We start from the raw sequence: 26,321 nt of genomic DNA, 5'->3' as shown, positions 1-26,321 counted from the left end.
CTCCGGGTGCCGCGGCCGTCTTGCGCAGGGGACCGGCTCATGACGCTTGCCTACATCACGCTCAAAGGGCGCGGCCGGACCGACGCCTTCATCGCCAAGGCCGCCCACGCCCTGATGCGGGACGGGCTGCGCCTGTGCGGCACCGTACGCGCAGCAGCCCCCGCGCCCGCCGGCCACCCCTGCGACATGGACTTGCGTATCCTGCCCGACGGGCCGGACTACCGTATCAGCCAGTCACTGGGACCCGGGGCTCGGGGCTGCCGGCTCGACAGCGGGGTCATCGAGGCCATCGCCTCCGACGTCGAAACGCGCCTTGATCGAACGGACCTTCTGATCGTCAACAAGTTCGGCAAGCTCGAGGCGCAGGGACGCGGCCTTTGCCCCGCAATGACGCAGGCTCTTGATGCAGACATTCCGGTGTTGGTGGGCGTCAACGCCATGAACCTCGACGATTTTCTCGAGTTCTCGGACGGTATGGCGACCTCCCTACCCCCCAGCCTCGACACCCTGCGCACCTGGGCAAGACAAACCTCAGCGAAGGCGCGAGCCGGTCTTCCCATGCCCAGTTGACCTGCACAACGTCCGTGGCGCATCCGCCACCTCGAGCGCACAAAGGGGTAACAGAGAGAGGTGACTGCAGAACGCTATTATTCTGACAGTCGGGCCCAAATCTTGCCCCGAGCTTCGACGAGGCTATCAGTTGCGGCCGAGCGTACTCGAGGATCAAGCTGTCCTTCTCGCCTGGCATGTATGTAAATGACTTTGACCCGCTTTCGCCCCGAGAGGGCGGCCGTCTGATGGCCGATCGGGGCTATTACACCGACTGGTATCGCGAAGCCTTGCAGGACAAGGGCATCAAGCCATGAATCCCTGGCCGGAAGTCCCGATTTAGGCCCGTCAGATACGACAAGCGCCGCTACAAGCGGCGCAACCGTATCGAGATCATGTTCGGCAAGCTCAAGGACTGGCGACGCGTTGCGACCCGCTATGACAGGTGCCCGAAGGTCTTTCTGCCCGCCATAACCCTCGCCGCAATTGTCACCTTCTGGCTTTGGAAGTTAACGAGTCTGGAGCCTAGCGGCTCATTCAGCCCGGAAGATGGGTTAAGCTGTCAAACCGTGTGCTCGGGATCCCATCTCAAAGGACGGCAAACTGATACTGATTCACTCATAAAACGATTTCAAACATATATTTGTGGTATTTCTTGCTGTCCGATAGCCTGCCACCAGGGAGGAGTGCGACATGTCGAATATCGAACCTGCACCCGGGCAGGCCGCCTGGTGGCGAACTGATGGCGGGAAGGACCTGGTCACGGCTGTCGCGCTGCTCTGCGCGGCCATTGGCGGCTTCGTCTTCATAAATCCCAACGGGTCGTCGATCTATCCCGGCGCGGGTGGCCTCACATGGCGCACCCTGCCTTTCATCTATGCCGCTCTCCTGTCCGCCCTGTCGGTGATCTACGTCATCCAGTCGGTCGCAAAGCTTCGCCGCGACCTGGCCACCGGGCAGGTGGCTCCGGTCGATTCTGAAACGCGGATCGTTCTGTTCAGACGTGTCGGCACTCTCGGCCTGCTGCTCGGCTTCGTGTCGCTGCTCAAGGTCGTGGGCTTCGCCATGGTGGCGCCGGCCTTCCTGTTCCTGCTCTTTCGTCTCTACAAGCGCGGCCCGATCCTTGGAGATGCAGGCATCTCTCTTTGCGGCGCGCTCGCGCTCTGGACGCTCTTCGTGCCGATCCTGAAGCTGAATCTGAAGGGTGACGTCTTCGACCCGCTGACCCCGGCCCTGCTCGGCCTCATCAAGATACTGGTACCCTGACATGCTCGACGGACTGCTACAGGGCTTCTTGGAAATGGGAAGCCTTGGAAACCTGACCCTGATCTTCCTGGGCACCGCACTCGGCCTCTTGGTGGGCGCACTTCCGGGCCTGTCCTCTCCCATGGCAATCATCGTGCTCTTGCCAATCACCTTCCGGATGGAGACCCTCCCGGCCTTTGCCCTGATGATCGGCATCTACGTGGGCACAAAGCTCGGCGGATCTTTCTCGGCGATCCTGTTGCGCACCCCGGGCACGCCTGCCTCGGCCTGCACGGCGCTTGATGGCTATCCCATGGCGCTGCGCGGCGAGGCCGGGCTGGCCCTTGGCTACGCCACGATGGCCTCGACCATCGGGGGGGTGCTGGGCTGGGTCGGCGCGGTCTGCGCCATTCCCCTGCTGGCCAGCGTGGCCCTGCACTCCGCGCCCGCCGATATCGCTCTGGTCGGCGTGGCCGGGCTCACGATGGTAGCGGCCTTTGCGCGCGGTTCGATCGTGAAAGGCCTCTCGGGCGTGTTGATCGGGCTGATGATCTCGTCGGTGGGCATCGACCAGCAGGATGCGGTCATGCGCTATACCTTCGGCCTGACGATCCTGGAAAGTGGCTTGCCCTTCGAGGCGGTACTCGTGGGAATCTTCGGCTTCGCCGTTGTCTTCTCGGATATCTCGATGACCGCGCGGGGCAGCGAATTGCTCACCAAGGACGTGTCGCTCCGGGTGCCGCGCCTCAAGGACCTGCTGCCGCGCTGGCGAGCCTGGTCGATCGGCAGTGCCTATGGCCTCGGTATCGGCGCGATCCCGGGCGTGGGCGCGGACGGCTCCACCTGGCTGAGCTACGCGACGGTCAAGAACAGCTCCAAGAACCCGCCGCCGGAGGCGTTCGGCAACGGCGTGCCGGAGGGCATCATCACGCCGGAATCCTCGAACAACGCGACCACGGGCGGCGCGCTGGTGCCGATGTTGACCCTGGGCATCCCGGGCGATGGATCCACCGCGATCATGCTGGGCGCGATGATCATGCACGGGCTGACCCCCGGCGTGGGCCTGATGAACGACGACCCCGATATCGTCTACGGCCTCCTTGCGGCCCTGCTGATCTCGACGATCTTCATGTTCCTGATCGCGATGGGGGCGATCCGGGTCTTCGTGCGGGTGCTCCAGCGAGAGCGCAACGTGTTGTTCCCGTTCATCCTGGTGCTGGCAACGATCGGTGCCTTCTCGGCCGGTAACTCGACCTTCCCGGTCTACGTGGCCATCGGCTTCGGGGTGATGGGCTTCCTGCTCGAAAGCCGCGGCTTTCCGGTGGTGACGATCGTGCTTGGCGCGATCCTCGGCCCGATCATCGAGTACAACGTACGCCTCGCGCTCGCCCTCGATGGCGGCGAGTGGAGCACCTTCGTCTCGACCTGGCCGCGCATGGCTCTCGTCGCCTTCATCGCCTTCCTTCTCTTCAAGGAGTTTCGGAACGCCTTCAGATCCAATTCGAGTGCCCGGCGCACCGCCACCGGCGCAGCAAAGGAATCATCCGCCTCGTGACGAGAGTGGAGCATCACTGCCAATGGAGGAGACCCACATGAAACGCAGAACCCTTCTGACCACCATCACGGCGGCCATGGCCGGGCTGGCCCTCGCCGGGCCGGCAACGGCGCAGGACTTTCCGTCCGACACCATACGGCTGATCGTCCCCTACCCGCCCGGCGGCGGCTCGGACTCGATCACGCGCGCTTTCGGTGCCGCGCTTGAGGAGGTGTCCGGCCAGGCGGTCGTGGTCGAGAATATCCCAGGCTCCGAAGGGATCAACGGGATGCTCGCACTCAAGAATGCCGCACCCGATGGCTATACCATCGCGATGAATGGCTCGTCGGATGTGACGGCCCCCCTCGCCTTTCGCGATCAACCGCCTTACGAGCTTTCAGACTTCAGCTGCGCCGGGGCCATCTTCAAGACGCCGGCATGGATCGTCTCCCACGCCGACAACGGGTACGAAGACCTCGGCGATTTTCTCGAGGCCGCGAAGGAAAAGCCGGGCGAGCTGATCCTCGGCACCACCGGCAAGCTGAGTGCGACCGATTTTGTGGCCTCGACAGTCAAGGGCACCTCGGGCGCCGACTTCAAGGTCGTGCCCTTCGGCGGCGGCGGCCCGCTGCGCAAGGCGGTCATGGCCAACCAGGTCGACGCAGGTGTCATCCTTGCTCCGGTGTTTCTTCCGGAGATCCAGGCCGGCGAGCTCAACGTGCTGGCCGCTGCGGGTGACATGTCGGAAATCAACTACGAGCCGGCCCGCGCGACCAAGCATATCAAGGAATGGGGCGCCGATATCGAAGTGGCGCTTATTCGGGGCATCTGGATGCCCGCCGGAGTTCCGGAAGACGTGCAAGCCAAGATGAGCGAACTGGTTTCGCAGGCCATCAAGTCCGAGAGTTTCACGGCCTTCGGCGAGAACTTCGGCTTCGGGGCCCACGCGATGTCAGGCGCCGACTTCTGTGCGCGTCTGCCCCAGGAGGTCGAGGATCTGAAGACCGTCCTGAGCAAGTACGTCGAACGGTAGGGCTGCCGTCGCGGCCCCCGACTGGCCACCCGACTTCAGACACCCGCTGCGTGGCCTTGCTCGTGGCGGGTGTTTCGTTTTCGGGGTCTTGCGTAACCCTTCGGGCCGCAGCCCAGACGAAAGAACCGCCGACGGAGGCCGTCGGCGGTTCGCGATGTGCCGGGCGGGAGATCACCCGGCCGGGAGGTTCGTCAGACCTTGGCGTTGCCGGAGGCAGCAAAGCTCGCGGTCACGCCAGGCGGGGGCGAGAAGCCGAAATCGCCCCGCGCGATCACCTTCTCCACACCGCCCATCTTTTCGAGCAGCGCGGACTGATCGGCCAGTGCCCGGTTGTGGACCCGCGACGGGTCCAACTCCAGAAGCAAGGCTGTTCTGCACCGTCGGAGATCATCGGCATGATCGGGTCGGCCGGCGAGATCATACAGCTCCTCGGGGTCTTCCTCGAGGTTGAAGAGCTGGGGCGGATAGTCTTCGTAATGCACGTATTTCCATGGCCCCTGGCGCAGCATGAAGGCGGCCTTGCGGGAACCGGTGGCGTGATATTCAGAGATTACCGCGCCGGGCTCCGCGCTCATCAGGTCGATCTCGCCAAAGCCCTCCGCGTCGCATCCGGTGGAACTGAGGATGAAGCGCGACAGGTCGGTCAGCGAGCGAGCGCCCTCGTTTACCGCGCCCTCCGGGATGCCCGGGCCGGAGACGATGAGCGGCACGCCGACGGACTCCTCGTACATCGTCGACTTGCCCCAGAGCCCCCGCGCGCCGAGGTTGTCGCCGTGGTCGCTGGTGAAGACGATCCTCGTGTCGTCCGCCAGCCCCGCAGCCGCGACAGACTGCATGATGAGACCCACCTGGTCGTCGATGAAGCTGCACAGGCCATAGTAGCCCGCGAGCGCACGGCGCACGTCGTCCTCTGACCGGAAATGGCTATCGTAGGCGATGGCGTCGGTGTAGTCGCGCAGGTAGGGATGATCGGGCCGCTCCGCCTTGGCGTAGAGCTTGGGCATCGGAAGGTCCGCCCGATCGTACATATAGTAATATTCCGGCGGCGCCGTCAGCGGAAAATGAGGCGACACGAAGGAAACGAAGAGCACCCAAGGCTTGTCGCTGTGCTTATGGGCCTCCTCGCGCAAGAAGATCTGCGTACGGGCCGAGATGTCGCGATCATATCTTGTATAGGTGGACTCGCCCGGTCCGGCCATGCCGGCCATCTTGTCGGCTGCGCCGCGCTTGACCGTCCGGTCGCGGACAAGGCCGAGCACGTCGCCGATGCCATCGACGACCTGCATCGGTATCTCGGCCTCAGAGAACCCGTAGTCATCTTCCGGTGCCCCACGGAAGTGGAGCTTGCCGATGGAGCGCACATGATGCCCCGCCTGACGCAGCCGGTGATGCCAGCTCTCGACGGCGCCGGTATAGGGGTGAGCGTTGTCCCAGGCGCCGATCTCGCGGACCGGCTTGCCGGTGGCAAAACTGGCGCGAGCCGGAACGCAGATGGGGCTCGGCGTGTAGGCGCTGTTGAAGCGTGTGCCCTGCTGGGCCAGGCCGTCGATGTTGGGGGTCTTCACGATCGGATTGCCGTAAGCGCCGATTGCCTTCCGGCTGTGCTCGTCGGCCATGATGACGATCAGGTTCTTGGGGTCCATCCATTCCTCCCTCTGGGTTCGGACTGCCGGCCTCAACGCAGGCGCCCGCTGTTGGCGAGGGCGCAGCAGCAGCCTGTCACTTTACGGGTAGCCACTGGGAATAAATACCTCCAATATTTTTTTGGAAGCGAACTGATACCGAATAAGGATGAATGGGCGCCCAGATGGAGATGCACCAGTTACGATACTTCGTGGCGGTCGCTGAAGAGCTGCATTTCGGCAGGGCCGCCCAGCGAGAGAACGTCTCGCAGCCGCCGCTCAGCCTGCAGATCAAGAAACTGGAGGAAGAACTCGGCGTACTTCTTCTGGAACGCACCAAGCGCCGTGTCCGCCTGACCGAGGCGGGTGCCGCCTTTCTTCCCGAGGCGCGCAGCATTCTCGCGACAGCCAAGAACGCGAAGCACATGGCGCTTCAGGCGCATCGGGGAGAGATCGGCCAGGTACGCCTGGGCTTTGTCCATTCGGCCTCGCTCGGATACCTGCCGCAACTCGTAGAGCCTTTCCGCAAGGCATTTCCGCTCGTCAAGATTTGCCTGGAGGAGATGACCGTGACCGAGCAGGTGGAGGCGCTGCACGACGGCAGCATCGATATCGGCATCGTTCGACCGCTTGTCGAAATGCCCGAATGGGAGAGCTTCCAGGTGGTGCGAGAGGGGTTCACCCTTGTCGTGCCGGTCACTCATGCAATGGCCGGACAGGACTCGGTCGATCTGAGGTCACTCCGCGACGAGAATTTTGTGTTTACACCAGAGCACCGATCGCCGGCCTTCTACAGCCAGCTGATGAGGATCTTCGCAAAGAGCGGATTCGTGCCCAAGGTCGTGGTGGAAGCCAACACGGTCTATACGACCATCGGCCTGGTCGGAACCGGGGCCGGGCTTGGGATCCTTCCCGAGAGCGTGAGTTGCGTGCAGATCCCTTCGGTCAGGTTCGTTCCGATCAGGAACACCTCGGAGACAGCAGAGCTGCAGATGGTCTACCAGCCAGACCGTCTTACAAACTCGGCGCGCAAGATGGTCGACTTTGCCAAGGCGCTGGCAAAACACCAAGCCTGATCAGGTTTCAGTTGATGCCCGCCAGAGCCTGGTCATAGGCCGACACGATTTCTTGCGCGCGCCGGCCGACCTCCCCTGCCGTCATTCCGGCGGAAAACAGATTGGAGCCAATGCCGAACCCGGTGATCCCGGCCTTCAGCCAGGCATCGAAATTCGAGGGCCCGGCCCCGCCCACCGCATATGTCTTTGTTTCCCGCGGCAGAACCGCCTTGACGGCCTTCAGCCCATCCACCCCGAGCAGCGACGCCGGAAAGAATTTGAGGCCGTCGGCGCCCGCGGCGAGGGCGGCGAAGCACTCTGTCGGCGTGAGAACGCCCGGGTAGGAGGCCAGGCCCAGCGCCTTGGTTCGGGCAATGACGTCGGGCACGGCATTGGGCGAAACCACCAGCCTGCCCCCTGCCCCGGCGACCTCTTCGGCCTCGCGAACCGTCAACACCGTTCCGGCGCCGATGGTGGCCCGATCCGACAGGGCGTCGGAGAGCAGCCGGATGCTCCTGAGCGGCTCGGGCGAATTGAGCGGCACCTCGATGGTGGTAATCCCGGCTTCGACGATCACGGTTCCGACTTCGACAGCCTCTTCGGGGCGCAACCCGCGAAGGATGGCGATGATGTCCCGGCTCATGTCTCTCTCCTGTTCATCTTTGCGAAGGCTGACTTCAGCCCCGCAAGCGTAAGCTTCTCGGCGTCGTGCTGACGCGCCGCAGTGCCCATCACCGCGAGCGCTATCTGGTAGTTGCGGGCAAGCTCGGGCGCACCGATGATATCCACCGGGCGACCGGACCAATAGGCGCGGGTTGCCGCCAGTTCGGCACCGATGAGCAGGCCCGACAGGCGGCTTCTGCCCTCAGCCGGCCCGGCATCGTGGAGCAGGGCGTTGGCACGCACGCCGAAGAGCGGGAGCATCGGGCCGCCGGGTGCGTCGGCGGCTTCCCGTACTGCCGCGCGAAAGGTGTAATCGTCCAAGCCATCCTCGCCCACGGAATGGCGCAGGACGGAGGTCTTGGCCAGCAGGGCGAAGAGCTCGCCCGTCATGGCGGTGGCAAAGCGCAGGAGCCGCCCTTCCTCCACCAGCACCCACTTGGTGTGCGTGCCCGGAAGGCAGAGCACGCCGGTATGCTCCGGCGCATCCACCAGGAACCCGGCGATCTGGGTTTCCTCGCCGCGCATCACGTTGGCAGGCTCCAGCTGCTTGAGACCCGGCAGGATACGCAGGTCTCGCCGGGGGTGCGGAACGCGCACGGCAGAGGCAGCAAGCCCGGCCACTCCATGGGTGATATCTGCGTAAGGTGCCTCGACCCAGCCGCCCCTCGCACCGGCCATGCCCGCGATGACCACCGGCAGCGAAGGGTCGGCACCCAGGCTGTCGAGATGATCTTCGAGCAGCGGCGCGTATTCCCCGGCACCGAGTTGACCCATACCTGTCGGCGCGGACCTGCGGCCACGCACCGCGCCTGTCTCGTCGATCAGCCATAGCCGAAAACTGGTGGTGCCCCAGTCGACCGCCGCAAAGCCGGGTGTCATTCGATTTCGTACCGCTTGATGAACTCCGGATCCGGCGTCACGCCAAGCCCGGGCCCGTCGGGAATGCTCACCATTCCGCCGTTGCGCTTGACCTGCCCCTGGATGTCGAGGGGGTCGCTGAGGAGATGGTCACGGAAGCGGTTCTCGGTGGTGTCGAACTCCAGCATCGGCTCCCAGGGGTGCAGCCCACCCGGCATCGGCGGCATCGCGGCGAGAAGCTGAAGGTTGGTCGCCACGGCAATCGCGCTGCCCCAGACATGGTTGATGACCGGGGTGAAATGCGCGTGCGCCAGCGCCAGGATGCGCAGGTACTCTGTGATCCCGCCCAGCGCGCAGACCTCGGGTTGCGCAATGTCGAGCCCGCGATTCTCCAGGATCTGGCGCCAGCCCCAACGGCCGAACTCCGCCTCGCCACCCGAGATGTTGACCTTCAGCCCGGCGCGCAGCTCGCGGTAGCCGTCGTGATCCTCCGGCGCGACCGGTTCCTCGAACCAATAGGCCCCGAGCTCGTCGAGCGCCCGCCCCACATAAAAGGCGTCTGAAGTGGTGTAGCAGTGGTTGGCATCCACCATGAACTGCGCTTCGCCCACCCCGTCGGCTACCGCCTCGCAGAGCCGCACATCCGCCTTGGGGCCGAGGCCGGTCTTCATCTTGGTTGCGGTGAAGCCCATGCCGATGATCTCCGCAGCCTCGTCCCTGAACCGGGCGACGTGGTCTTCGACGCTCTCGCGTTTCAGCATCATGCCGTAGCCATAGGCGCGCACCTCGCGCCGGTGCGCCCCGCCGATGAGCTTGTGGATGGGCAGCCCGGCGACCTTGCCGGCGATGTCCCAGAGCGCGATGTCCACGCCCGAGAGAGACTGCATGGGCATGCCCTTCTGCCCATGGTCGCGCAGCAGGTTGTAGACCTTGTGCCAGATCACGTCGCGATCGAGCGGATCCATTCCCAGAACCATCGGCTGGATGACCCGCTCAACGATTGCCTTGTTCGCCAGCGCCACGTTGCCCGGACCAAAGCACTCGCCCCAGCCGGTCACCCCTTCATCGGTCGTGACCTCGACGAGGTGAGCGGTGCGCTTGGCGTAGTACTGCTGCGAGTAGCCCAGTTCCTCGGGCATGTCGCATTGCAGGACATGGCTTTTGATTTCGGTGATCTTCATGGTTCGCCCTTCAGTTCAGTCCGCGGCTGATGCGCTTGACGACCAGGTAGTCGTTCAGCGCCAGCCGGGAGCAGTCATGCCCGATGCCCGATTGTCCGATCCCGCCATGCGGCAGGTAGATGTCGTATTTCACACCGTTGACCTGCACCTCGCCGTAGCGCAAGCCGCGCGCCATCTCTTCGGCCAGGGCGAGGTTGGCGGTGAAGACATAGGAGGCCAGCCCGCCCTCCTCGCCCTCGTTGGCCAGGTCGAGCAGGGTGCCGCGGTCGTCGAAGGGGATGAGGCTGACCACCGGGCCGAAGATCTCGTCCTGGTAGATCCGCATGTCGCGGGTGACCTCTCCCAGCACGGTTGGCGCGAGGAAGTGGCCACGCTCCAACCCCTCCGGCCGGTCGCCTCCCGCGAGCAGGGAGGCCCCCTTTTCGACGGCATCGTCGATCAACCCCTTCACGCGGGCCCAGGCGCGCCCGTCGATCATAGGACCGGTCAGTATGTCGGCGTCACGGTCGAACCCCACCTTTGCGGCGCGGGCCCGCGCGACGACCTTGTCGCGGAACCGGTCGTACACCCCGCGTTCCACGAAGACCCGATTGGGGGTCACGCAGATCTGCCCGGCATTGTTGAACTTGACGGTGGTGACGATATCGGCGGCAAGATCGAGGTCGGCATCATCGAAGACCAGCACCGGCGCATTGCCGCCAAGCTCCATCGAGTACTTCTTGATGGAGGTCGCACCCACCTTCATCAGGTGCTTGCCCGTATTGGTGGAGCCGATGAGGGTGATGAGGTTCGGAATGGTGGAGGCGGCCAATGCGTCCGATGGCGCATAGCCGTCGGTGGTGAGGATGTTCACCACGCCGGCCGGCAGGCCGATCTCATGGCAGAGCTCACCCACAGCATAGGCCGAGACCGGCGTTGCCGCGGAGGGGCGAATGATGATCGGGCAGCCCGCCGCCATCGCGGGGGCGATCTTGTAGGCCAGGTTCAGCAGCGGAAAGTTCCAGGCGAGGTAGGCAACCACAACGCCCACTGGCTCGTAAACGATGCGGTGCTCGTGGGTGCCGTCGAGGTCGCGGAGCGTTTCGTCATGCACGCGCTGGATCTCTTCGGCATAGAACTTCAGCGACCGCTCGAGCAGGTCGAAGTCTTCCCGGGTGCCACCCCAGGGTTTGCCCATCTCGCGGTGGATGCAGTCGCGGAGCATCTCTTCGTTTGCCACCACCGCGTCCCGCAGCTTCAGCATCCAGCGCTGCCGCTCGGCGACCGGCGTCGCGGCCCAGCCGGGCGCGGCGGCCCTGGCCGCCTGCAGCGCCGCCTCGACGTCGCCCATCCCGGCCGCCGCCACGGTGGCCACGCGTTCCTCGGTGGCGGGGCTGATCACCTCGACGGTGCCTTCGCCTTCGACAAGCGTACCGCCGATGTACATTCTCTTCAGGTCTTTCATCACTGTCCTCGAGTGGGTGCCGGTGGCGTGTGCATCCATCGCCCTATATCTCCCCTGCGTAGTGGCAGAGCACATCCGCTCCGCCGGTCTTCGCCGAAGGCGGTGCCTTGGTGCGGCACAGCTCGGTGGCATGCGGGCAGCGCGGCGAGAACCGGCAGGCATCCATGGGGATCGGGGATGGCGCCACCGGCTTGCGCTGCCGCACCTTCCGCGCGCGCGGATCCGGGATCGGCACTGCCTCGAGCAGTGACCGCGTGTATGGATGTTTGGGCCGCGCGAACAGCTCGTCGGTTTCCGAAAGCTCCACCACCTGCCCTCGGTACATCACCGCGATACGGTCGCAGAAGTGCTCCACCACTGCGAGGTCATGGGCGATGAAGACATAGGTCAGGCCAAGCTCGTCCTGCAGGTCCTGGAGCAAGTTGAGCGTCTGGGCCTGGATCGAAACATCGAGGGCGGAGACCGCCTCGTCGGCAATGATGACCTCGGGCGATGTTGCCAGCGCGCGGGCAATGCCAAGGCGCTGCCGTTGTCCGCCCGAAAACGCATTGGGATAGCGGTGCAGGAACTCGCGACGAAGGCCCACCTGTTCCAGCAAGTCAGACACGCGCTCGGCCAGAGCCGTGCCCGTCAGCCCTTCGCTCTTCTTCAGCGACTGGCCGATGAGGTCGATCACCCGCAGCCGCGGGTTGAGGGAGGATTGCGGGTCCTGAAAGACCATGCGCACCTTTTGCCAGACCCGGCGCAGAGCCTCGTTGTCGGCCGAAACGAGATCCACCACCTCGCCCGACTTGTCGCGGAACCGCATCTCTCCCGCGCTTGGCGCAAGGATCCGCATGATGCACCGCCCCAGTGTGGTCTTTCCGCTGCCGGACTCGCCCACGATCCCGAAGGCTTCGCCCCGGTGCACGTCGAAGCTGATGCCCTCCACGGCCCGCACCGTCTCTGTCGGCTTGCGAAAGAACCCGCCGCCGATGGGAAATTGCTTGTTCAACCCTCGAATCTCCAGAACCGGCTCAGACATCGGCCCCCTCCTTCGCATGCAGGAAGCAGGCGGCCGCGCCCCGGCCGGCCGGCACCATTGGCGGCTCGGCCCGGTCGCAGACACCCGGCATGAAGTGGTCGCACCGCGTGCGGAACGAGCAGCCCGAAGGCCGCGCCAGCGGATGGGGCACCATGCCCCGGATCGCCGGAAGCCGCCGTTGCCGCGCCTTGCCAAGCTGCGGCACCGACTTCATCAGCGCCCGGGTGTAGGGGTGCTGCGGGCTCTCGAAGATGGAGTAGACATCGCCCTGCTCCACGATCTTGCCCATGTACATCACCACCACGTCCTCGGCGACTTCGGCCACCACGCCTAGGTCGTGGGTGATGAGCATGACCCCCATGTGGAACTCCTCCTTGAGCTCGGCGATCAGGTCGAGGATCTGGGCCTGTGTCGTCACATCCAGCGCCGTCGTCGGCTCGTCCGCGATCAGCAGGCGCGGCTGGCAGGACAGGGCCATGGCAATCATCGCCCTCTGCCGCATGCCGCCCGACAGCTCGAAAGGGTATGCCTCGAAGCGTTCTCGAGGGCGCGGAATCCCCACCCGGTCCAGCATCTCGATTGCAATCTCCCTGGCCTCGGCTTTCGAGACCCGGCGGTGCAGCAGGATCGTTTCGGTGATCTGCTTGCCGATCTTCTGGATCGGCCCGAGCGAGGTCATCGGCTCCTGGAAGATCATCGCGATCTCGTCGCCCCGCACCTCGCGGAGCTCGCGCGACCCGTGCCGTGCCTTGGCAAGGTCGAGCGTGCGCCCGTCGGCGTTGCGGTACTGGATGGAGCCTTCGACGATCCGCCCCGGCGCGTCGACGATCCGGAGGATCGAGCGCGCCATGATCGACTTGCCGCAGCCGCTCTCGCCCAGCACGCAGAGCGTCCGGTTGGGGTGGATGTCGAGGTCCACGCCATCCACGGCCTTCACCACGCCATCCTCGGTGAAGAACTGCGTCCGGAGCCCGCGGATCTCGACCAGCGGCTCAGTGGGATGTGGGGTCTGCGGCATCGCGAAGTCCATCTCCGAGGAAGTTGAGGGCCAGCACGGCCATGACGATCATCGAGCCGGGCGCGATCAGCAGCCAGGGCGCCTGGATGATGGTGCGCACGTTCTGCGCCTCCTTCAGCAGTGTCCCCCAGGAGACGATCGGCGGCTGAAGGCCGATGCCGAGGAACGACAGCGAGGTTTCGGCGAGGATCATCAGCGGCACGGCCAGTGTGAGCGAGGCAATGATGTGGCTGGAGAAGCTGGGCACCATGTGCTTGCGGATCACCTCCCAGTCGCTCAGCCCGTCGAGCCGGGCCGCGGTGATGAAGTCCTCTCTGCGGAGCGACAGGAACTTGCCCCGCACTTCTCGCGCCAGTGAGGTCCACCCGATCATCGACACGATCACCGTGACGACGAAGTAGGTGCGCAACGGTGGCCAGCCCAGCGGAATGGCCGCGGCCAGCCCCATCCAGAGCGGAATGGTCGGGATCGAGCGGATGAACTCGATGAGGCGCTGGATGACATTGTCGATCCAGCCGCCGTAATAGCCCGACATCCCGCCCAGCGCGACGCCGATCACAAGAGAGACCGCAACGCCGACAAGACCGATCGACATGGAGATGCGCGTGCCCATCACGATGCGGCTGAAGATATCGCGGCCCAGGCGGTCGGCCCCCAGCAGGTACACCCGGTCCCGCGGGTTCACCGGGCCGAAGAAATGCCGGTTCATCGGGATGAGGCCGAGCAGGTCGTACTCGTACCCCTTCACGAAAAAGCCGACCGGAATGATCTTGTCGGGGTCCGCCACGAAGGTGCGGCGCCTCTCGACCTTGTCGAGCTCCAGTTTCAGACCCTTCGCGTGCAGCAAAAACTCCCTGCCCCCGTCGGTCCCTTCGACAAGGAGCGAGATACCCATCGGCGGCGCAAAGGGGGCGCGGCGGTTGGTTTCGTTGATGTCGGTTGTCGTGATGAACTCGCCGAAAAGGGCCATCACGTAGATGAAGCCGACGAACCAGAGGCTGAAATAGGCCACCCTGTGCCGGCGGAACTTGCGCCACATCATGGCCCAGGGGCCGAGCAGCACGGGCATGCGCTCTGCCTCTTCCACGGGTTCGGGCTGTGCGATGTCTGTCTGGGTCGCGGTCATTGGTAGCGAATCCTCGGGTCAATCCAGGCAAGCAGCAGATCGGAGATCAGCGTGCCAAGCACGGTCAGGAGGCTCACGATCAGGATCAGCGAGCCGGCGAGGTACATGTCCTGCACCAGCAGGGCCCGGAGCAGCATCGGTCCGGTGGTGGGCAGGTTCATCACCACGGCCACGATGATCTCGCCGGAGACCAGCGTGGGCAGGATCCACCCGATAGTGGAGATGAAGGGGTTGAGCGCCACGCGCACCGGGTAGCGCATGAGGAGCTGAAACTCCGACATGCCCTTGGCCCGCGCGGTCACAACGTAGGGGCGGTAGAGCTCGTCGAGCAGGTTCGCGCGCATGATCCGGATCAGCGCCGCCGCGCCCGAGGTCCCGACAACGACGACCGGCATCCAGATGTGCTGCATCAGATCGACGACCTTGGCCCAGGTCCAGGGCTCGCCGATGTACTCCGGGCTCACCAGCCCGCCGACGCTCTGGCCGAAGTACTTGAACGACAGGTACATCATCACCAGCGCGAGCAGGAAATTGGGCACCGCAAGACCGATGAAGCCGAAGAAAGTGGCCGCGTAGTCGCCGAAGGAGTACTTGCGGACGGCGGAATAGATCCCGATCGGCAGGGCGATCATCCAGATGAACAGGAGCGTCATCAGCGAGATGGCGAAGGTCCAGCCGAGCCGGTCCCAGATCAGTTCGGAAACGGGCAGGTTCTTCTCGAAGGACAGTCCGAAGTCGCCCTCAAGCAGGATTCCGGTGATCCACTTCCAGTACTGTACGTAGAAGGGCTGACCGAGGCCGTACTGCTCGCGGAGCAGAAGCATGGTGCCGCTGTCGAGCCCGCCGCTGTCGCTCAATTCGGCCGCGAGCGTGTCGAGGTAGTCGCCGGGCGGAAGCTGCACGATGAGGAAGGTGACCACCGACACGAGAAATACCGTGGGGATCATGTAGAGGATGCGTCGGTAGATGAAGCCTAGCATGGGAATGTCCGGATCAGGAGGTGGCGGCCCGGCGCGGGAGGCGCACCGGGCCGCGGGAGGGCGGCGTCACGGGAGGGACTTGCCGCCTTCGTAGTACATCTGGCTCACGTAGGGAGACGGGTACCAGAGCTGGCCGGAGATCGGCAGCGGATCGGGCGCGTTCTTCACGTTGTTCCGCGCCACGCCGAAGGCCGGGTCGCTCTGCACCAGGCCGATGGTCAGGAACTGGTCCGCCGACATCTCGAGAAGCTTGTCCATTTCCGCCTTGCGCGCCTCGTCGGTCGCCGCGGACTTCACAAGGTCGTACTGGGTGAACAGTGCCTTGATGTGCTCCGGCGGCTCGATGCCGGTGGACTTGTCGACGCCCCACTTGGCCCATTCGGGTGCCCAGTAGACCGCCTGGCCGAACGGCAGGTAGCACTCGGGCGAGGTGTAGGCATCGGACTGGCCACCGGCGCAGTTCCAGATGTAGGCGTCGTGCTCCGAGGCGGCGGCAATCTCCTGAAGGCGCGCGCGGTCGCTCACCCGAACCTGGAAATCGAGCCCGACATCGCCCGCATAGGCCGCGACCAGCTCCATCACGTCGGGAAATTGCGCCCCGAAGACATCCGCCGTGAGAAAGACCAGGGTGAAGCGGTTGCCGTCGGGATCGAGGCGATAGCCCTCCGCGTCCTTCTCCGGCAGCACCTTGTCGAGGTACTCGTTGGCCAGGTCGGGGTCGTACTCCACAAACTGGGTCGCCATGCGCTCGTTGTAGAGCGGCGAAACCGGCTGCGGTGCGGTCTGGGCGGCGCGTCCGGAACCGAAGTAGATCAGGTCGATGATCTCCTGCCGGTTTACCGCATGACTGATGCCCACCCTGAAATCCTTGTTGTTGACGATCTCGTTCTTGACCGGGTCAGGGTTGTTGAGGTTCAGCATCAGGATCGCACCGTTCGACGGCAGGTCGTTGGTGTCGAAGAAATGGTACTTGCCGCGCTCCATGTTGTCGGTCAGCACCGCGCGGTTGGCGGGCCGGCCAAGGTGGCGGTTCATGTAGTCGATCTCGCCGTTGAAGGCTTTCAGCAGGATGGTCTCCGGGTCTTCGACCTGATCCCACGTGATGCTGTCGAAGTAGGGAAGCTGGTTGCCCTCCGCGTCGACCTTCCAGAAATACGGATTGCGTTCGGCCACCACCCGGTCCGACGAGCCGTAGGCGTTTTTCAGTTTCCACGGGTGCAGCGTGGGCCGGTCGGCATTCTGCCAGAAGGCGGGCGTATGCATCTGCCCGGCCTTGAGGGTGAAGAGCGACACCCAGTCACCCGCTGCGGGCTCTGCATCGATCAGGGCCTGAATGCCATCGGGGTTGTAGGCTTCGTGGAACTGGCTGAGGTAGTGCTTCGGGTAGTTCACGGGGTAGTAGCCGAAGCCATAGGCAAGGTTCTGGATGAACAGCCCGTTGGGTGAAGCGAACTTGAACTCCACCGTCGTATCGTCAATCTTGCGCACTTCCACCGGGCCCTCGGGGCCGACGTAGATCGCGTGCTTGGAGGGGGTCAGCCGTTCATCGGAGAAGACCTCGTACCAGAACATGATGTCGTCGGCGGTAAAGGGCGCGCCGTCCGACCAGCGCATGCCCTCGCGCAGCTTGAAGGTGAAGGTGGTGGCATCTTCAGACACCGTCCAGCTCTCGGCGATGTTCGGCTTCACCTCGGTCCAGTCTGCACTCCAGCGGACGAGGTTCTCGTGGCCGATCGTGCGCACGATGTTGTGCTGATCCCCACCGCCGAGGATGGCCCGGCGCAGCGTGCCGCCGTACTCGCCGATCGACTCCAGCGTTTCGAAGATCAGTGGGCTTTTGGGCAGGCGGTCCTCGACCGGGGGCAAGTCACCGCTTTCGACCAGGGCATCCAGCATGGGCGCCTGGTCATACTCGGCGGCCCAAAGGCCAGTGGTTCCGAGCAGGGCGGCCAGAGCCGCGGCAAGCCCGGTCCGGGCCGCACCGCCGAAGGGGTGCAGGTTCAGTACTTTCATGATCTCCTCCCAAGAGATTCCTGTTGATGTCACCAGTTGGTGACCGACCCATCGGGCCTGGCGAGGTGCGGGCATTCGACGTGAACCGCCGGGCTGGCCCGCAGGGCGTCTTCGTTGACCTCGACGCCCAGCCCGGGCCGATCCGGCACCGGGTAGACGGCCCCTTCGAGCTCAACCTGAACGGGGAACATCGTGGAATCGTGAAAACCGAGATTCTCGACCGGCGACTGGCGCGTCTCGACCCAACTGAGGTTGGGGACGGCCGCTGCCATATGCGCGGTCGCAGCCGTGCAGACGGGCCCGAGCGGATTGTGCGGCATCAGGTCCACGTAGAACCGCTCGCTCCAGCCGGCCACCTTCATCGACTCGGTGAAGCCGCCGATGTTGCAGATGTCGAGCCGCATGTACTGCGTCAGCCCCTGTTCGAGGAACGGCGCCGCCTGCCATTTCGAGGCGAATTCCTCGCCAATGGCGAAGGGCACATCCGTCATTCCGCGCAGCATGGCGTAGGCTTCCGGTGCCTCCGAGCGGATCGGCTCTTCAAGAAAGTCCAGCGTACCCGCGGGCAGCATGTGACACAGGCTCGCGACCTCGGCCGGCGTGTAGCGGTGGTGCAGGTCGATGCCGAGGCAAAGGCTGCGCCCGAACCGCTCCCGTATCGCGATCAGAGCTTCGGCCGTCCGGGCGAGTGACTTGCGCGGATCGAAAGTGCCGTCGCCATCGAAGCCGCCGGGGTAGATCCGGACACAGTCCCAGCCTGCCTCCACCAGTGTCCGGGTCTTTTCCAGGGAGGTGTCGACCTCGTCTGCAAGGAAGCTGGCAAAGGTCGGAATCTCGTTGCGCTGCTTGCCGCCCAGAAGCTGATAGACCGGCACACCGAGGCGTTTGCCCAGCAGGTCGTAGAGCGCAATGTCGATCGCCGAAATCGCAGCGGTCAGAACCCGCCCACCCTCGAAGTACTGGCTGCGATAGCTCTCTTGCCAGATCCGGCCAATCTGCCGCGAGTCGGAGCCGACGAGAAACCGCGCGAAGTCGTCCACCACCGCCGCCACCGCCGCCTCCCGGCTCGACAGGCCGGATTCACCCCAGCCCACCAGCCCGTCACGGCTCTCGATCCTGACGAGGAGCTGGTTCCTGCCTCCGACCCGGACCGTGAGCGACTCGATCGAGGCGATCTCCGCTGCACGATCAAGATCAAGGCTGTCGGCCCTCAAGGCACTGGCTGGCGCTACCGTCACGACTCACTCCCTGTCCTTCTTTTGGGAAGCCATAACATGATCCAATCATAATCGTACATTATTTTTTGCATATCCTGTTCGATTCATGTATTCATGCGCCCAGAACAGGGAGACCGCACCATGGCCCGGCAGAACATCATCCTCTTCCTGACCGATCAGTGGCGCTGGGACACGCTCAACGAGGCAGGCCACCCGGCGATCCTGCCAAACCTTCGGGCCTTCCGCGCCGAGGCCACGAACTTCGAGAACGCCTTCACCACGGTGCCACTCTGCACCCCAGCCCGCGCCTCACTCTTCACCGGCAGGCTGCCCCACCAGCACGGCACAACGGACAACGTGCAGGGCAAGTCGTTCTACCCGCATGGCAAGCTGCACCCGAAGCAGACCACTTATCTCGAACGGCTACGCGACGCCGGCTATAACGTGGCCTTCGTCGGCAAGTGGCATCTCGGAGACGGGACGATTCTCGACCGGGGCATCGAGGACGTGGTGCTCTCGGACGGAGGCGACACGCCCCTGACCGCGGCCTCCGACGTGAGCTTCGCCGAGCCGCGCAAGTCGCCCTATTACGGCACGATCACCGATGGCGAACCGCTCGACGGCATCCGGGTCGCGCGGGCCATCGAGATGCTTCCGCGCCTCGCGGCCTCGGATCAGCCGTTCTGCCTGGTCGTTTCCCTCCACGCGCCGCATTTTCCGCACCACGTCCCGGCGGAGTTTGTCGCGCTCTACGACGATCTCCCGGCGGATTACGTACCGAAGAACTGGTGCAGGCAGTTCGCCGAACCCGGAAAGCCCCTCGCGCAGTCCCGCCCTTGGCACGCGGTCCACGACACCGCCCACATGAGCGCCGAGGACTGGCGTCGCACGGCACAGCACTACTGGGGCTTCTGCTCCTACACCGACGCCCTCTTCGGCCGCTTTCGCGCCGCAATGACAGAGGCAGGTCTGGACGAGAGCACGTTGCTCGCCTTCACCTCCGACCACGGCGAGATGCTCGGCGCGCACGGATGGTTCGACAAGGGCCCGTTTTTCTACGAAGAGGTCATGCGCATTCCCATGATGGTGCGCCAGCCAGGCGTCGCGGGGGGCGAAACACGACGGAACTTCGTGAGCTTCCATGACCTCTTCCCGACCCTGATCGAGCGCGCCGGGGCAGAGACCCTGCTGGACGCGGCGGAGCGAGAGCGAAGCTACTGGCGTTCGGATAACGATGCCGCCTTCTACACCTATGATGCCTACCAAGGCCGACAGTTTCGCTTCCGGGGCATTCGCGAGACCCGTTACAAATACGCCTGGAGCCCGCATGACCTAGAGGAGCTCTACGACCTTGACGCCGATCCCGGCGAGCGTCGCAATCTCGCGTCCGAACCCACCCATCAGGTCATCGGGCAGCGCCTGAAGGCGCGGCTCTTCGACTGGATGACCCGCGAGAACGACTGGCTCTCGGGTCCCGGGAGCCACCCGCCCGTCGGCAGCTACGTCGATGGCCGGGATGCGGGTGAACAGCACCAGCATCCGCAGGGCTGATCAATGCGCAGGCGGTGTATCGTAGACCACGCGAAATCCGGTGTGCGAGCTGCTGCTGTCCGGCGTATTCCCGGTTCGGGCGGCGATCCGGTAGCGGTGGCAGTAGGAGCGATGGCACAGGAAGGACCCTCCCTTCAGCAGCCGCCTTCCGCGTGCCTGCGCGTTGAGGGCCCGCGCCGCCTTGCGCCCCGACCGCAACCGGAAGGGCTCTGCCGTCCACTCCCAGACATTACCCACCACGTGATGCAATCCGTAACCGTTCGGCGTGAAGGAATGCACCGGCGCCGGACCGGCGAAGCCATCGGCACCGGTGTCATGGTTCGGGAACGTGCCCTGCCAGATGTTGCAGGGCAAAAACCGCGCGTCGTCGGGCTCGTCGTCGCCCCAGGGGTAGCGCACGTCACCCAGCCCGCCGCGCGCCGCGTGTTCCCACTCGACCTCCCTGGGCAGGCGACCACCGGCCCAGGCCGCGAAGGCGCGCGCATCCTCGAAGGCGATGTGCGTGGCCGGCATGTCATCGGCTCCCGGCGGTGCGTCGGGGCCTGCGGGCCGCTCCCAGGAGGCTCCCTCGATCCGGCGCCACCATTCCAGCCCTTCCACACCCAGCGTTCCCTCGCCGCCACCCGGAACATGAAGGTGAAACACGAAGGACCAGCCATATCGTTCCGCCTCGGTCACGTGTCCGGTTGCGTCCACGAAGCGGCGAAACTGGGCGATGCTGGTCGCGCCGCGTTCCCACCAGAGGTCCCGCACGCGTTTTTCAACGAGCGGCCCCTCCCCGTCTCCCTCGATCAGCGGGTGCGCGGTGCCGAGCAGGGCCTTGCCCCCCGGCACCGGAACACAATCGCGCAGGTGCGGCCCGGCATCGGCGCGCACAGCCCGCGACACCGCCCTGTTGCCGCCCGCCGTTCGTGCCGGAGTGCAGCAGCCTGTCTCAGACACCGGCCGCCCGCGACGCCCGTGTCCGTTCGATTCTGAGCTGGTCCACCAGATGACGCCCTGCATCCCCGATATGCTGCGACAGGACCTTGGTCGCCCGATCGACATCCTGTGCCCGTATCGCCTCGATCAAGGCCCGGTGCTCCTTCAGGATCGCTTCCTGCCGACCGATTGCAATCGGGATGCGGGTGCTGATCGAGCCCATGATCTCGCGGTGTTGCTTCCAGACACCGAAGGCCACACGGTTGTAATGCCGCTCGTACATCTTTTCATGGAAGGCGTTGTTGAGGTCGGTGTGGCGGGGTTTGTCCTTGAAGTTCAGAGCCTCGATTTCGTCCTGGATACGTTCGAGCTCGGCCACGTCCTCGTCACTCGCGGTCTCGACGAAAAGCTTCAGCAGGTAGGGCTCGAGCTGATAGCCCACCTCGGCGACGTCGCGGACGAACTCCATGTCGATCGGGCGCACGCGGGCGCCCTGGTTCGGCGTGAAGAGCACCAGCCCCTCGCCCCGGAGCTGCTGCAACGCCTCACGCACCGGATTGGTCGAGGTGTTGTGCACCTTCGCCAGCTCCGAGACCTTGAGCCGCGCGTTGGCGGCAAGCGCCCCCGACAGGATGTCATGCCGGATCTGCTCGTAAATCGAGCTGGAGGACGGCGCGCTGTCATGCCGGGCGGTCAGGGAGAGTGCGGGTGCCATGGTCACTTGCCTTGCTCGCCGGAGGCAGGGGCCATCCGGTCATTCTCAAACGGTATCATGTACGATCTCGAACACATATCACAAGAAAGGACGACAGCATGAGCAAGCGCGCCGTGGATTGCGTGTGGGAAGCCCGGGCCGGATGCGGTGAAGGGCCGATCTGGGATCATCGCACCAGACAGCTCTGGTGGGTGGATATCTCGGGCGAGAAGATCCACGCCTTCGCGCCGCACTCTGGTGAGAAGTCCAGTTTCGACGCGCCCTGCCTCATAAGCTCCATCGCGCTGGGGGCGGGCGGCGGGCTGCTGATCGCCTCGGCACGGGGCATCTGCGCCTTCGATGCCCGCACAGGCACGCTCACGCCCCTGCACGACCCCGAGCCGGGACTTTCCGGCAACCGCCTGAACGACATGATCGCCGGGCCGGACGGCAGGCTCTGGGCGGGCACCATGTCGGAAGGGGCGAAGCGCTCGTCTGGCGCGCTCTACTGCTATGACGCCAAGGGCCCGGTTCACGAGATGACCGGAACGACAATTTCGAACGGCCTCGGCTGGTCGCCCGACGGGGCGCGGCTCTACTTTATCGACAGCGTGCCGGGCGTGCTCCATGTGTGCGAGAGCGGCAGCTGGCGCGAGCTCCTCGTTTTCGACGACACCCTCGGCAAGCCCGACGGCATGACCGTAGATGCCGAAGGTGTGCTCTGGGTCGCGATCTGCGATCGTGGCAAGGTCGTCGGCCTCAGCCCGGAGGGCAAGTTGTTGGAGACCATCGACATCCCCTGCCAGATCGTCACCAGCTGCGCCTTCGGCGGAAGCGATCTGCGCACGCTCTACGTAACCACCGGCACTTTCAGCATGAGCGCCGAAGAAAAGGCCGCCAATCCACTCGCTGGCGGCCTCTTCGCGGTCCGCATGGACACGCCCGGGGTCGAAGGCTTCGAAGCGAGATGGCCGCACCGATCTACCTGATCCGCAGGCCGCTGGCCCGATCGAAGAGCAGCGCCGCGGAAGGGTCGAAGCCGATCTCGACGGCGCCGCCCTCATCGGGCCGCGTGCGCCCGCGCCACTCCACCGTGATCGGCGTTTCCCCCGCGTCGGCGGAGGAATAGGCATAGGACACGCCCCCGAGGTTCTCGACAACGTCCACGTTGATCGTCGCCCGGATCGGCCCGTCGGGTTCGAAGTGCTCGGGCCTGAGACCCAGAACCACATCTGCCCCCATGGCCGGCGCGTCTTTCAGGGGCATCGGCACCTCGACCCCACCAAGCCGCCCGACCGAGACCACCGCCACGTTGCCCTCTCGGCGCGCCACGGTCGCGTCGAAGAAGTTCATCCGCGGGCTGCCGATGAACCCGGCCACGAACTGGTTGTCCGGGTCCTCGTAAAGCTCCACCGGCTTGCCGGCCTGCTCGATGCGGCCGTCGCGCAGCACCACGATCTTGTCGGCCATGGTCATCGCCTCGACCTGGTCATGGGTCACGTAGATCATGGTCGCGCCAAGCTGCCGGTGCAGGCGGGCGATCTCCAGCCGCATCTGCACCCGCAGTTCGGCGTCGAGGTTCGAAAGCGGCTCGTCGAAGAGAAAGACGTCTGGCTTGCGCACGATGGCCCGGCCAATCGCGACCCGCTGGCGCTGACCGCCTGACAGGGCTTTCGGCTTGCGGTCCATGTAGTCGTCGAGCTTCAGGATCTGCGCGGCCGCATCGACCTTGCGCTTGATCTCGGCCTTGTCCTCGCCGCCGATCTTCAGGCCGAAGCTCATGTTCTCGCGCACCGTCATGTGCGGGTAGAGCGCGTAGGTCTGAAAGACCATGGCCACCCCGCGCTTGGCCGGGTCCGCGTGGGTCACGTCCCGGCCACCGATGGTCATACGCCCGTCGCTCGTCTCTTCCAGCCCCGCGATCATCCGCAGCAGGGTGGACTTGCCGCAGCCCGACGGCCCGACGAAGACGCAGAAATCGCCGTCATCCACCTTCAGGTCGATGCCATGGATCACTTGGGTCGCGCCGTAGCGCTTGATCGCATTGTCGAGGGCCAGCTCAGCCATCTTTCTTTCCCTTCACGTCGAATACATCCAGTAGCGCCGACATGGCGCGGTCAGCGACCACCTCGGAGCCATTGAGCGCCGCGCCGGCGTCAGATAGCAGGAAGACTGCCAAGGTTCCGATCTCGTCCACGGTCGTCACCTCGCCGTCGGCGGTCCAGGACCGGAACAGCGCGTCCTTGGTCGGGTCCTTCATCGCCTCGTCCACGATCTCGGTGCGCGTCATCGCCGGACAGATCGCATTGACCCGCACGCCCTCCGGCCCGAGCGACCAGGCCATCGCGCGGGTCATCGCGGCAATGGCGGCCTTGGTGCCCGCGTAGCCCTCATGGCCGGGGTTGGTGGCTCTCGCATGCACGGACGACAGGTTGACGATCGCCCCCCGCCCCGCCGCGGCCATGATCCGCCCCGCCGCCTGGCACCCCACCAGCACAGACCGCTGGTTCACCGTCCAGAGTGTTTCCATCTGGTCGCGGGTCATCTCGAGGAACGGCACCTTTATGGTGACCCCGGCGTTATTGACCATGCCATCGAGCCGCCCCATGCGGGCATGCGCCTCGGAAATTGCCGCCTCGAAACCATCGAGATCGGTCACGTCGACCTGCACGAACCGCGCGCCGGTCTCTTCCAGCCGATTGCATCCCTCGGTGCTTCTGTCGAAACCGGTCACCTCGGCCCCTGCCGCACGACAGGCTCTTGCGATACCGAGGCCGATCCCGGCCCCGGCCCCGGTGACGATCACGTGGCGCCCTGAAAGGTTCATTTCACCGCTCCCGCCGTCGCGCCCGACATGATCTGGCGCTGGAACACCGCGAAGAGGATCAGCAGCGGAAGCGAGCCGAGCACCGCCGCCGGAAACAGCTTGGTAGGGTCGATACCGGTGTTGCCGACGAACTTGTAGACGGCGATCATCACGGTGAGCTTGTCCTTGTCCGTCAGCAGCAGGAGCGGATAGATGAAGTCGTTCCAGACCATGATCATCACGAAGAGCGACAGCGTCGCGGTGACCGGCGTCAGCAAGGGCCGGATGACATGCCAGAACACCTGCCAGTTGTTGCAGTTGTCCAGTCGCGCGGCCTCTTCCAGTTCGATCGGAATGGCCGCGATGAAGCTGGTGTAGAAGAACACCGCAAGCGGCAGCTTGAGGGCCGCGAAGGCCAGCACGATGCCGAGGTAGCTGTCGAGAAGGCCGAGATCGCGGAAGATGACGTAGATGGGCGTGATCGTCACGAAGTTGGGAGTCGCCAGTCCCAGCGCCATGATCATCACGATGACCCGGCTCAGCCGGTTCTGCAGGCGCGCCAGCGGATAGGCGGCCATCGCCCCGGCAAAGACCACCACCAGGATGACCGATACAGTGATGCCCAGCGAGTTGAGCACCGAGCGGACGTAGCCCATCGAGGCCAGCGCCTCCATGTAATTGCCCCAGTACAGGCTGTCGGGCAGGCCGAGCGGGTCGTTCGCGATCTCGGTCGAGGTCTTGAACGACATCATCACCATGTAGATCAGCGGCAGCAGCATGATGACGACAAGGGCCAGCACGACCCCATGCGCGAGCCAGGATCTCGCGCGCTTGCGCACGAGGTTCATGTCGAGCGTCCTGCGCGGTTGCGCGGCGAGACTTTCGGTTTCAGCGCTCATCAGTGGCTCTCCCGATCCCGCAGGACCTTGTTCTGAATGAAGGCGACGGCGAGCACGAGGATCAGCATGACGATCGCAAGCGCGCTCGCGAAGCCGAACTTGTACTGCCCGAAGAGGTTGTCGATGATCTCGATGGAGAGCATCCGCGTTGCGCCGTCCGGCCCGCCCTTGGTGAGGATGAAGGGCAGCTCGAAAGTCTTGAGCGTGCCGATCGTCGTCAGGATCACCGACACCGTGATCGACGGCCCCAGCAGGGGAAGCTCGAGATACCGGAAGCGTTGCCAAGAACTCGCGCCCTCCAGCCGCCCGGCCTCTCCGATCTCTTCCGGGATGCCCGCAAACCCTGCCAGGAAGATCGCGCAGGTAAAGCCGGTGAACATCCAGATCTGAGTGAAGGCCACCGAGTAGAGCGCCAGCGCCGGATCCCCGAGCCAGTTCTGCTCCCAACCACCAAGCCCCAGGTCACGCAGGGCCACGTTGATGCCCCCGTTGATTGGCGAGTAGAGAAACTGCCAGACGTAGCCGACAACCACGAAACTCATCATGGCCGGGGTATAGAGCGCGGCGCGGCTGAAGTTCCGGATGGCCGGCATCCGGTGCAACATCGCCGCGAAGAAGAGGCCCGTGACCGTGAGGCTGGACACCACGATCACCGTGTACCAGATCGTGATCCAGAGCTCGCGCAGGTAGCGGTCGCGGGTGAAGATGCGCTCGTAGTTGCGCCATCCCACGTCCTTCGCCTCGCCGATCCCCTTGAAGCTGGTAAAGCTCATGTCCACCGTCAGGATGATCGGGTGCACGAAGAACAGCACCAGCACCGCCAGCGCCGGAATGGTAAAGATGTAGAGCGAGTTGCGCGCGCGCATCCGGTCCCCTCCCAGGTGATGA

24 protein-coding genes and 1 pseudogene are annotated in these 26,321 nt (G+C 64.7%); 8 read left to right on the top strand and 17 right to left on the bottom strand.

What is annotated here, in order from left to right:
* The first annotated feature begins 39 nt into the window (after window positions 1-39).
* From BUR94_RS00990 to BUR94_RS00970, 5 genes and pseudogenes are all read left to right on the top strand, one after another.
* The gene (locus BUR94_RS00990; RefSeq protein ID WP_074254413.1) at window positions 40-570 is read left to right on the top strand and encodes a DUF2478 domain-containing protein; all 531 of its coding nucleotides are present in this window, start codon (window positions 40-42) and stop codon (window positions 568-570) included.
* Between the two features lie 224 nt (window positions 571-794).
* A pseudogene (locus BUR94_RS00985) lies at window positions 795-1,052 on the top strand (transposase); the annotation flags it as partial.
* A 190-nt stretch (window positions 1,053-1,242) separates the two neighbouring features.
* Window positions 1,243-1,815 carry a tripartite tricarboxylate transporter TctB family protein gene (locus BUR94_RS00980; protein WP_074254412.1) on the top strand — a complete coding sequence of 191 codons (573 nt, stop codon included), beginning with the start codon at window positions 1,243-1,245 and terminating at the stop codon, window positions 1,813-1,815.
* 34 nt (window positions 1,816-1,849) lie between these two features.
* A complete protein-coding gene (locus BUR94_RS00975; RefSeq protein WP_175570402.1) occupies window positions 1,850-3,349 on the top strand; it encodes a tripartite tricarboxylate transporter permease in 1,500 nt (499 codons plus the stop codon).
* 37 nt (window positions 3,350-3,386) lie between these two features.
* Window positions 3,387-4,361, top strand: a complete 975-nt coding sequence (locus tag BUR94_RS00970; RefSeq protein WP_175570401.1) for a tripartite tricarboxylate transporter substrate binding protein — start codon at window positions 3,387-3,389, stop codon at window positions 4,359-4,361.
* Window positions 4,362-4,552: 191 nt separating this feature from the next.
* On the opposite strand, the gene BUR94_RS00965 is transcribed toward BUR94_RS00970, so the two are convergent.
* Entirely contained in the window at window positions 4,553-6,004 is a 1,452-nt protein-coding gene (locus tag BUR94_RS00965; protein WP_074254409.1) for a sulfatase family protein, read from the bottom strand.
* A 152-nt stretch (window positions 6,005-6,156) separates the two neighbouring features.
* Between BUR94_RS00965 and BUR94_RS00960 the strand changes: the two genes are divergently transcribed.
* Complete coding sequence (locus BUR94_RS00960) at window positions 6,157-7,059, top strand: LysR family transcriptional regulator (RefSeq protein WP_084192862.1); 903 nt, start codon at window positions 6,157-6,159, stop codon at window positions 7,057-7,059.
* Between the two features lie 7 nt (window positions 7,060-7,066).
* Here the strand turns inward: BUR94_RS00960 and BUR94_RS00955 are convergent, their stop codons facing one another.
* From BUR94_RS00955 to BUR94_RS00910, 10 genes are all read right to left on the bottom strand, one after another.
* The gene (locus BUR94_RS00955; RefSeq protein WP_074254408.1) at window positions 7,067-7,681 is read right to left on the bottom strand and encodes a 2-dehydro-3-deoxy-6-phosphogalactonate aldolase; all 615 of its coding nucleotides are present in this window, start codon (window positions 7,679-7,681) and stop codon (window positions 7,067-7,069) included.
* Window positions 7,678-8,580, bottom strand: coding sequence for a 2-dehydro-3-deoxygalactonokinase (locus BUR94_RS00950; RefSeq protein ID WP_074254407.1), 903 nt, complete (start codon window positions 8,578-8,580; stop codon window positions 7,678-7,680). Before BUR94_RS00950 ends, BUR94_RS00955 begins: the two co-directional genes overlap by 4 nt.
* Window positions 8,577-9,740: a mandelate racemase/muconate lactonizing enzyme family protein gene (locus tag BUR94_RS00945; RefSeq protein ID WP_074254406.1), complete on the bottom strand. Its 1,164-nt coding sequence runs from the start codon at window positions 9,738-9,740 to the stop codon at window positions 8,577-8,579. Before BUR94_RS00945 ends, BUR94_RS00950 begins: the two co-directional genes overlap by 4 nt.
* A 10-nt stretch (window positions 9,741-9,750) precedes the next feature.
* Window positions 9,751-11,184, bottom strand: a complete 1,434-nt coding sequence (locus BUR94_RS00940) for an aldehyde dehydrogenase family protein (RefSeq protein WP_074257516.1) — start codon at window positions 11,182-11,184, stop codon at window positions 9,751-9,753.
* 43 nt (window positions 11,185-11,227) lie between these two features.
* Complete coding sequence (locus tag BUR94_RS00935; protein WP_084192861.1) at window positions 11,228-12,208, bottom strand: ABC transporter ATP-binding protein; 981 nt, start codon at window positions 12,206-12,208, stop codon at window positions 11,228-11,230.
* Window positions 12,201-13,226 (bottom strand): ABC transporter ATP-binding protein, encoded by a 1,026-nt coding sequence (locus tag BUR94_RS00930; protein WP_074254404.1) that lies wholly within the window; start codon window positions 13,224-13,226, stop codon window positions 12,201-12,203. The genes BUR94_RS00935 and BUR94_RS00930 overlap by 8 nt, the downstream gene beginning before the upstream one ends.
* Window positions 13,201-14,352, bottom strand: coding sequence for an ABC transporter permease (locus BUR94_RS00925; RefSeq protein WP_074254403.1), 1,152 nt, complete (start codon window positions 14,350-14,352; stop codon window positions 13,201-13,203). Before BUR94_RS00925 ends, BUR94_RS00930 begins: the two co-directional genes overlap by 26 nt.
* Window positions 14,349-15,332 (bottom strand): ABC transporter permease, encoded by a 984-nt coding sequence (locus BUR94_RS00920; protein ID WP_074254402.1) that lies wholly within the window; start codon window positions 15,330-15,332, stop codon window positions 14,349-14,351. The genes BUR94_RS00925 and BUR94_RS00920 overlap by 4 nt, the downstream gene beginning before the upstream one ends.
* 66 nt (window positions 15,333-15,398) lie before the next feature.
* The gene (locus BUR94_RS00915; protein WP_074254401.1) at window positions 15,399-17,345 is read right to left on the bottom strand and encodes an ABC transporter substrate-binding protein; all 1,947 of its coding nucleotides are present in this window, start codon (window positions 17,343-17,345) and stop codon (window positions 15,399-15,401) included.
* Window positions 17,346-17,374: 29 nt separating this feature from the next.
* Window positions 17,375-18,583: a mandelate racemase/muconate lactonizing enzyme family protein gene (locus BUR94_RS00910; RefSeq protein ID WP_245794316.1), complete on the bottom strand. Its 1,209-nt coding sequence runs from the start codon at window positions 18,581-18,583 to the stop codon at window positions 17,375-17,377.
* 120 nt (window positions 18,584-18,703) lie between these two features.
* Here BUR94_RS00910 and BUR94_RS00905 point away from each other — a divergent pair, with 120 nt between their 5' ends.
* Complete coding sequence (locus BUR94_RS00905) at window positions 18,704-20,113, top strand: sulfatase-like hydrolase/transferase (protein WP_074254399.1); 1,410 nt, start codon at window positions 18,704-18,706, stop codon at window positions 20,111-20,113.
* On the opposite strand, the gene BUR94_RS00900 is transcribed toward BUR94_RS00905, so the two are convergent.
* Complete coding sequence (locus tag BUR94_RS00900) at window positions 20,114-20,989, bottom strand: SUMF1/EgtB/PvdO family nonheme iron enzyme (RefSeq protein WP_245794314.1); 876 nt, start codon at window positions 20,987-20,989, stop codon at window positions 20,114-20,116. It abuts the gene before it with no gap.
* A 58-nt stretch (window positions 20,990-21,047) separates the two neighbouring features.
* A complete protein-coding gene (locus BUR94_RS00895) occupies window positions 21,048-21,749 on the bottom strand; it encodes a GntR family transcriptional regulator (RefSeq protein WP_074254398.1) in 702 nt (233 codons plus the stop codon).
* Between the two features lie 98 nt (window positions 21,750-21,847).
* On the opposite strand from BUR94_RS00895, the gene BUR94_RS00890 reads away from it, so the two are divergent.
* The gene (locus BUR94_RS00890; RefSeq protein ID WP_074254397.1) at window positions 21,848-22,717 is read left to right on the top strand and encodes an SMP-30/gluconolactonase/LRE family protein; all 870 of its coding nucleotides are present in this window, start codon (window positions 21,848-21,850) and stop codon (window positions 22,715-22,717) included.
* On the opposite strand, the gene BUR94_RS00885 is transcribed toward BUR94_RS00890, so the two are convergent.
* Genes BUR94_RS00885 through BUR94_RS00870 form a run of 4 tightly spaced genes read right to left on the bottom strand, consistent with a single transcriptional unit; the run spans window position 22,710 to window position 26,299 of the window.
* Window positions 22,710-23,795 (bottom strand): ABC transporter ATP-binding protein, encoded by a 1,086-nt coding sequence (locus BUR94_RS00885; RefSeq protein WP_074254396.1) that lies wholly within the window; start codon window positions 23,793-23,795, stop codon window positions 22,710-22,712. The genes BUR94_RS00890 and BUR94_RS00885 overlap by 8 nt on opposite strands.
* Window positions 23,788-24,555 carry an SDR family NAD(P)-dependent oxidoreductase gene (locus tag BUR94_RS00880; protein ID WP_074254395.1) on the bottom strand — a complete coding sequence of 256 codons (768 nt, stop codon included), beginning with the start codon at window positions 24,553-24,555 and terminating at the stop codon, window positions 23,788-23,790. The genes BUR94_RS00885 and BUR94_RS00880 overlap by 8 nt, the downstream gene beginning before the upstream one ends.
* The gene (locus BUR94_RS00875; RefSeq protein WP_217694035.1) at window positions 24,552-25,433 is read right to left on the bottom strand and encodes a carbohydrate ABC transporter permease; all 882 of its coding nucleotides are present in this window, start codon (window positions 25,431-25,433) and stop codon (window positions 24,552-24,554) included. Before BUR94_RS00875 ends, BUR94_RS00880 begins: the two co-directional genes overlap by 4 nt.
* Window positions 25,433-26,299: a carbohydrate ABC transporter permease gene (locus BUR94_RS00870; RefSeq protein WP_074254394.1), complete on the bottom strand. Its 867-nt coding sequence runs from the start codon at window positions 26,297-26,299 to the stop codon at window positions 25,433-25,435. Before BUR94_RS00870 ends, BUR94_RS00875 begins: the two co-directional genes overlap by 1 nt.
* Between the last annotated feature and the right edge of the window lie 22 nt (window positions 26,300-26,321).

This window comes from Vannielia litorea, from assembly GCF_900142295.1.
GTDB lineage: Bacteria > Pseudomonadota > Alphaproteobacteria > Rhodobacterales > Rhodobacteraceae > Vannielia > Vannielia litorea.
The sequence above is the reverse complement of the archived record's forward strand: the minus strand, read 5'-3'. Positions and strand labels throughout refer to the sequence as shown.

Excerpts from the sequence above, each read along its gene's own strand:
- BUR94_RS00990 (WP_074254413.1), top strand. The coding sequence starts at position 40 with ATGACGCTTGCCTACATCACGCTCAAAGGGCGCGGCCGGACCGACGCC.
- BUR94_RS00980 (WP_074254412.1), top strand. The coding sequence starts at position 1,243 with ATGTCGAATATCGAACCTGCACCCGGGCAGGCCGCCTGGTGGCGAACT.
- BUR94_RS00975 (WP_175570402.1), top strand. The coding sequence starts at position 1,850 with ATGGGAAGCCTTGGAAACCTGACCCTGATCTTCCTGGGCACCGCACTC.
- BUR94_RS00970 (WP_175570401.1), top strand. The coding sequence starts at position 3,387 with ATGAAACGCAGAACCCTTCTGACCACCATCACGGCGGCCATGGCCGGG.
- BUR94_RS00965 (WP_074254409.1), bottom strand. The coding sequence starts at position 6,004 with ATGGACCCCAAGAACCTGATCGTCATCATGGCCGACGAGCACAGCCGG.
- BUR94_RS00960 (WP_084192862.1), top strand. The coding sequence starts at position 6,157 with ATGGGCGCCCAGATGGAGATGCACCAGTTACGATACTTCGTGGCGGTC.
- BUR94_RS00955 (WP_074254408.1), bottom strand. The coding sequence starts at position 7,681 with ATGAGCCGGGACATCATCGCCATCCTTCGCGGGTTGCGCCCCGAAGAG.
- BUR94_RS00950 (WP_074254407.1), bottom strand. The coding sequence starts at position 8,580 with ATGACACCCGGCTTTGCGGCGGTCGACTGGGGCACCACCAGTTTTCGG.
- BUR94_RS00945 (WP_074254406.1), bottom strand. The coding sequence starts at position 9,740 with ATGAAGATCACCGAAATCAAAAGCCATGTCCTGCAATGCGACATGCCC.
- BUR94_RS00940 (WP_074257516.1), bottom strand. The coding sequence starts at position 11,184 with ATGAAAGACCTGAAGAGAATGTACATCGGCGGTACGCTTGTCGAAGGC.
- BUR94_RS00935 (WP_084192861.1), bottom strand. The coding sequence starts at position 12,208 with ATGTCTGAGCCGGTTCTGGAGATTCGAGGGTTGAACAAGCAATTTCCC.
- BUR94_RS00930 (WP_074254404.1), bottom strand. The coding sequence starts at position 13,226 with ATGCCGCAGACCCCACATCCCACTGAGCCGCTGGTCGAGATCCGCGGG.
- BUR94_RS00925 (WP_074254403.1), bottom strand. The coding sequence starts at position 14,352 with ATGACCGCGACCCAGACAGACATCGCACAGCCCGAACCCGTGGAAGAG.
- BUR94_RS00920 (WP_074254402.1), bottom strand. The coding sequence starts at position 15,332 with ATGCTAGGCTTCATCTACCGACGCATCCTCTACATGATCCCCACGGTA.
- BUR94_RS00915 (WP_074254401.1), bottom strand. The coding sequence starts at position 17,345 with ATGAAAGTACTGAACCTGCACCCCTTCGGCGGTGCGGCCCGGACCGGG.
- BUR94_RS00905 (WP_074254399.1), top strand. The coding sequence starts at position 18,704 with ATGGCCCGGCAGAACATCATCCTCTTCCTGACCGATCAGTGGCGCTGG.
- BUR94_RS00895 (WP_074254398.1), bottom strand. The coding sequence starts at position 21,749 with ATGGCACCCGCACTCTCCCTGACCGCCCGGCATGACAGCGCGCCGTCC.
- BUR94_RS00890 (WP_074254397.1), top strand. The coding sequence starts at position 21,848 with ATGAGCAAGCGCGCCGTGGATTGCGTGTGGGAAGCCCGGGCCGGATGC.
- BUR94_RS00885 (WP_074254396.1), bottom strand. The coding sequence starts at position 23,795 with ATGGCTGAGCTGGCCCTCGACAATGCGATCAAGCGCTACGGCGCGACC.
- BUR94_RS00880 (WP_074254395.1), bottom strand. The coding sequence starts at position 24,555 with ATGAACCTTTCAGGGCGCCACGTGATCGTCACCGGGGCCGGGGCCGGG.
- BUR94_RS00875 (WP_217694035.1), bottom strand. The coding sequence starts at position 25,433 with ATGAGCGCTGAAACCGAAAGTCTCGCCGCGCAACCGCGCAGGACGCTC.
- BUR94_RS00870 (WP_074254394.1), bottom strand. The coding sequence starts at position 26,299 with ATGCGCGCGCGCAACTCGCTCTACATCTTTACCATTCCGGCGCTGGCG.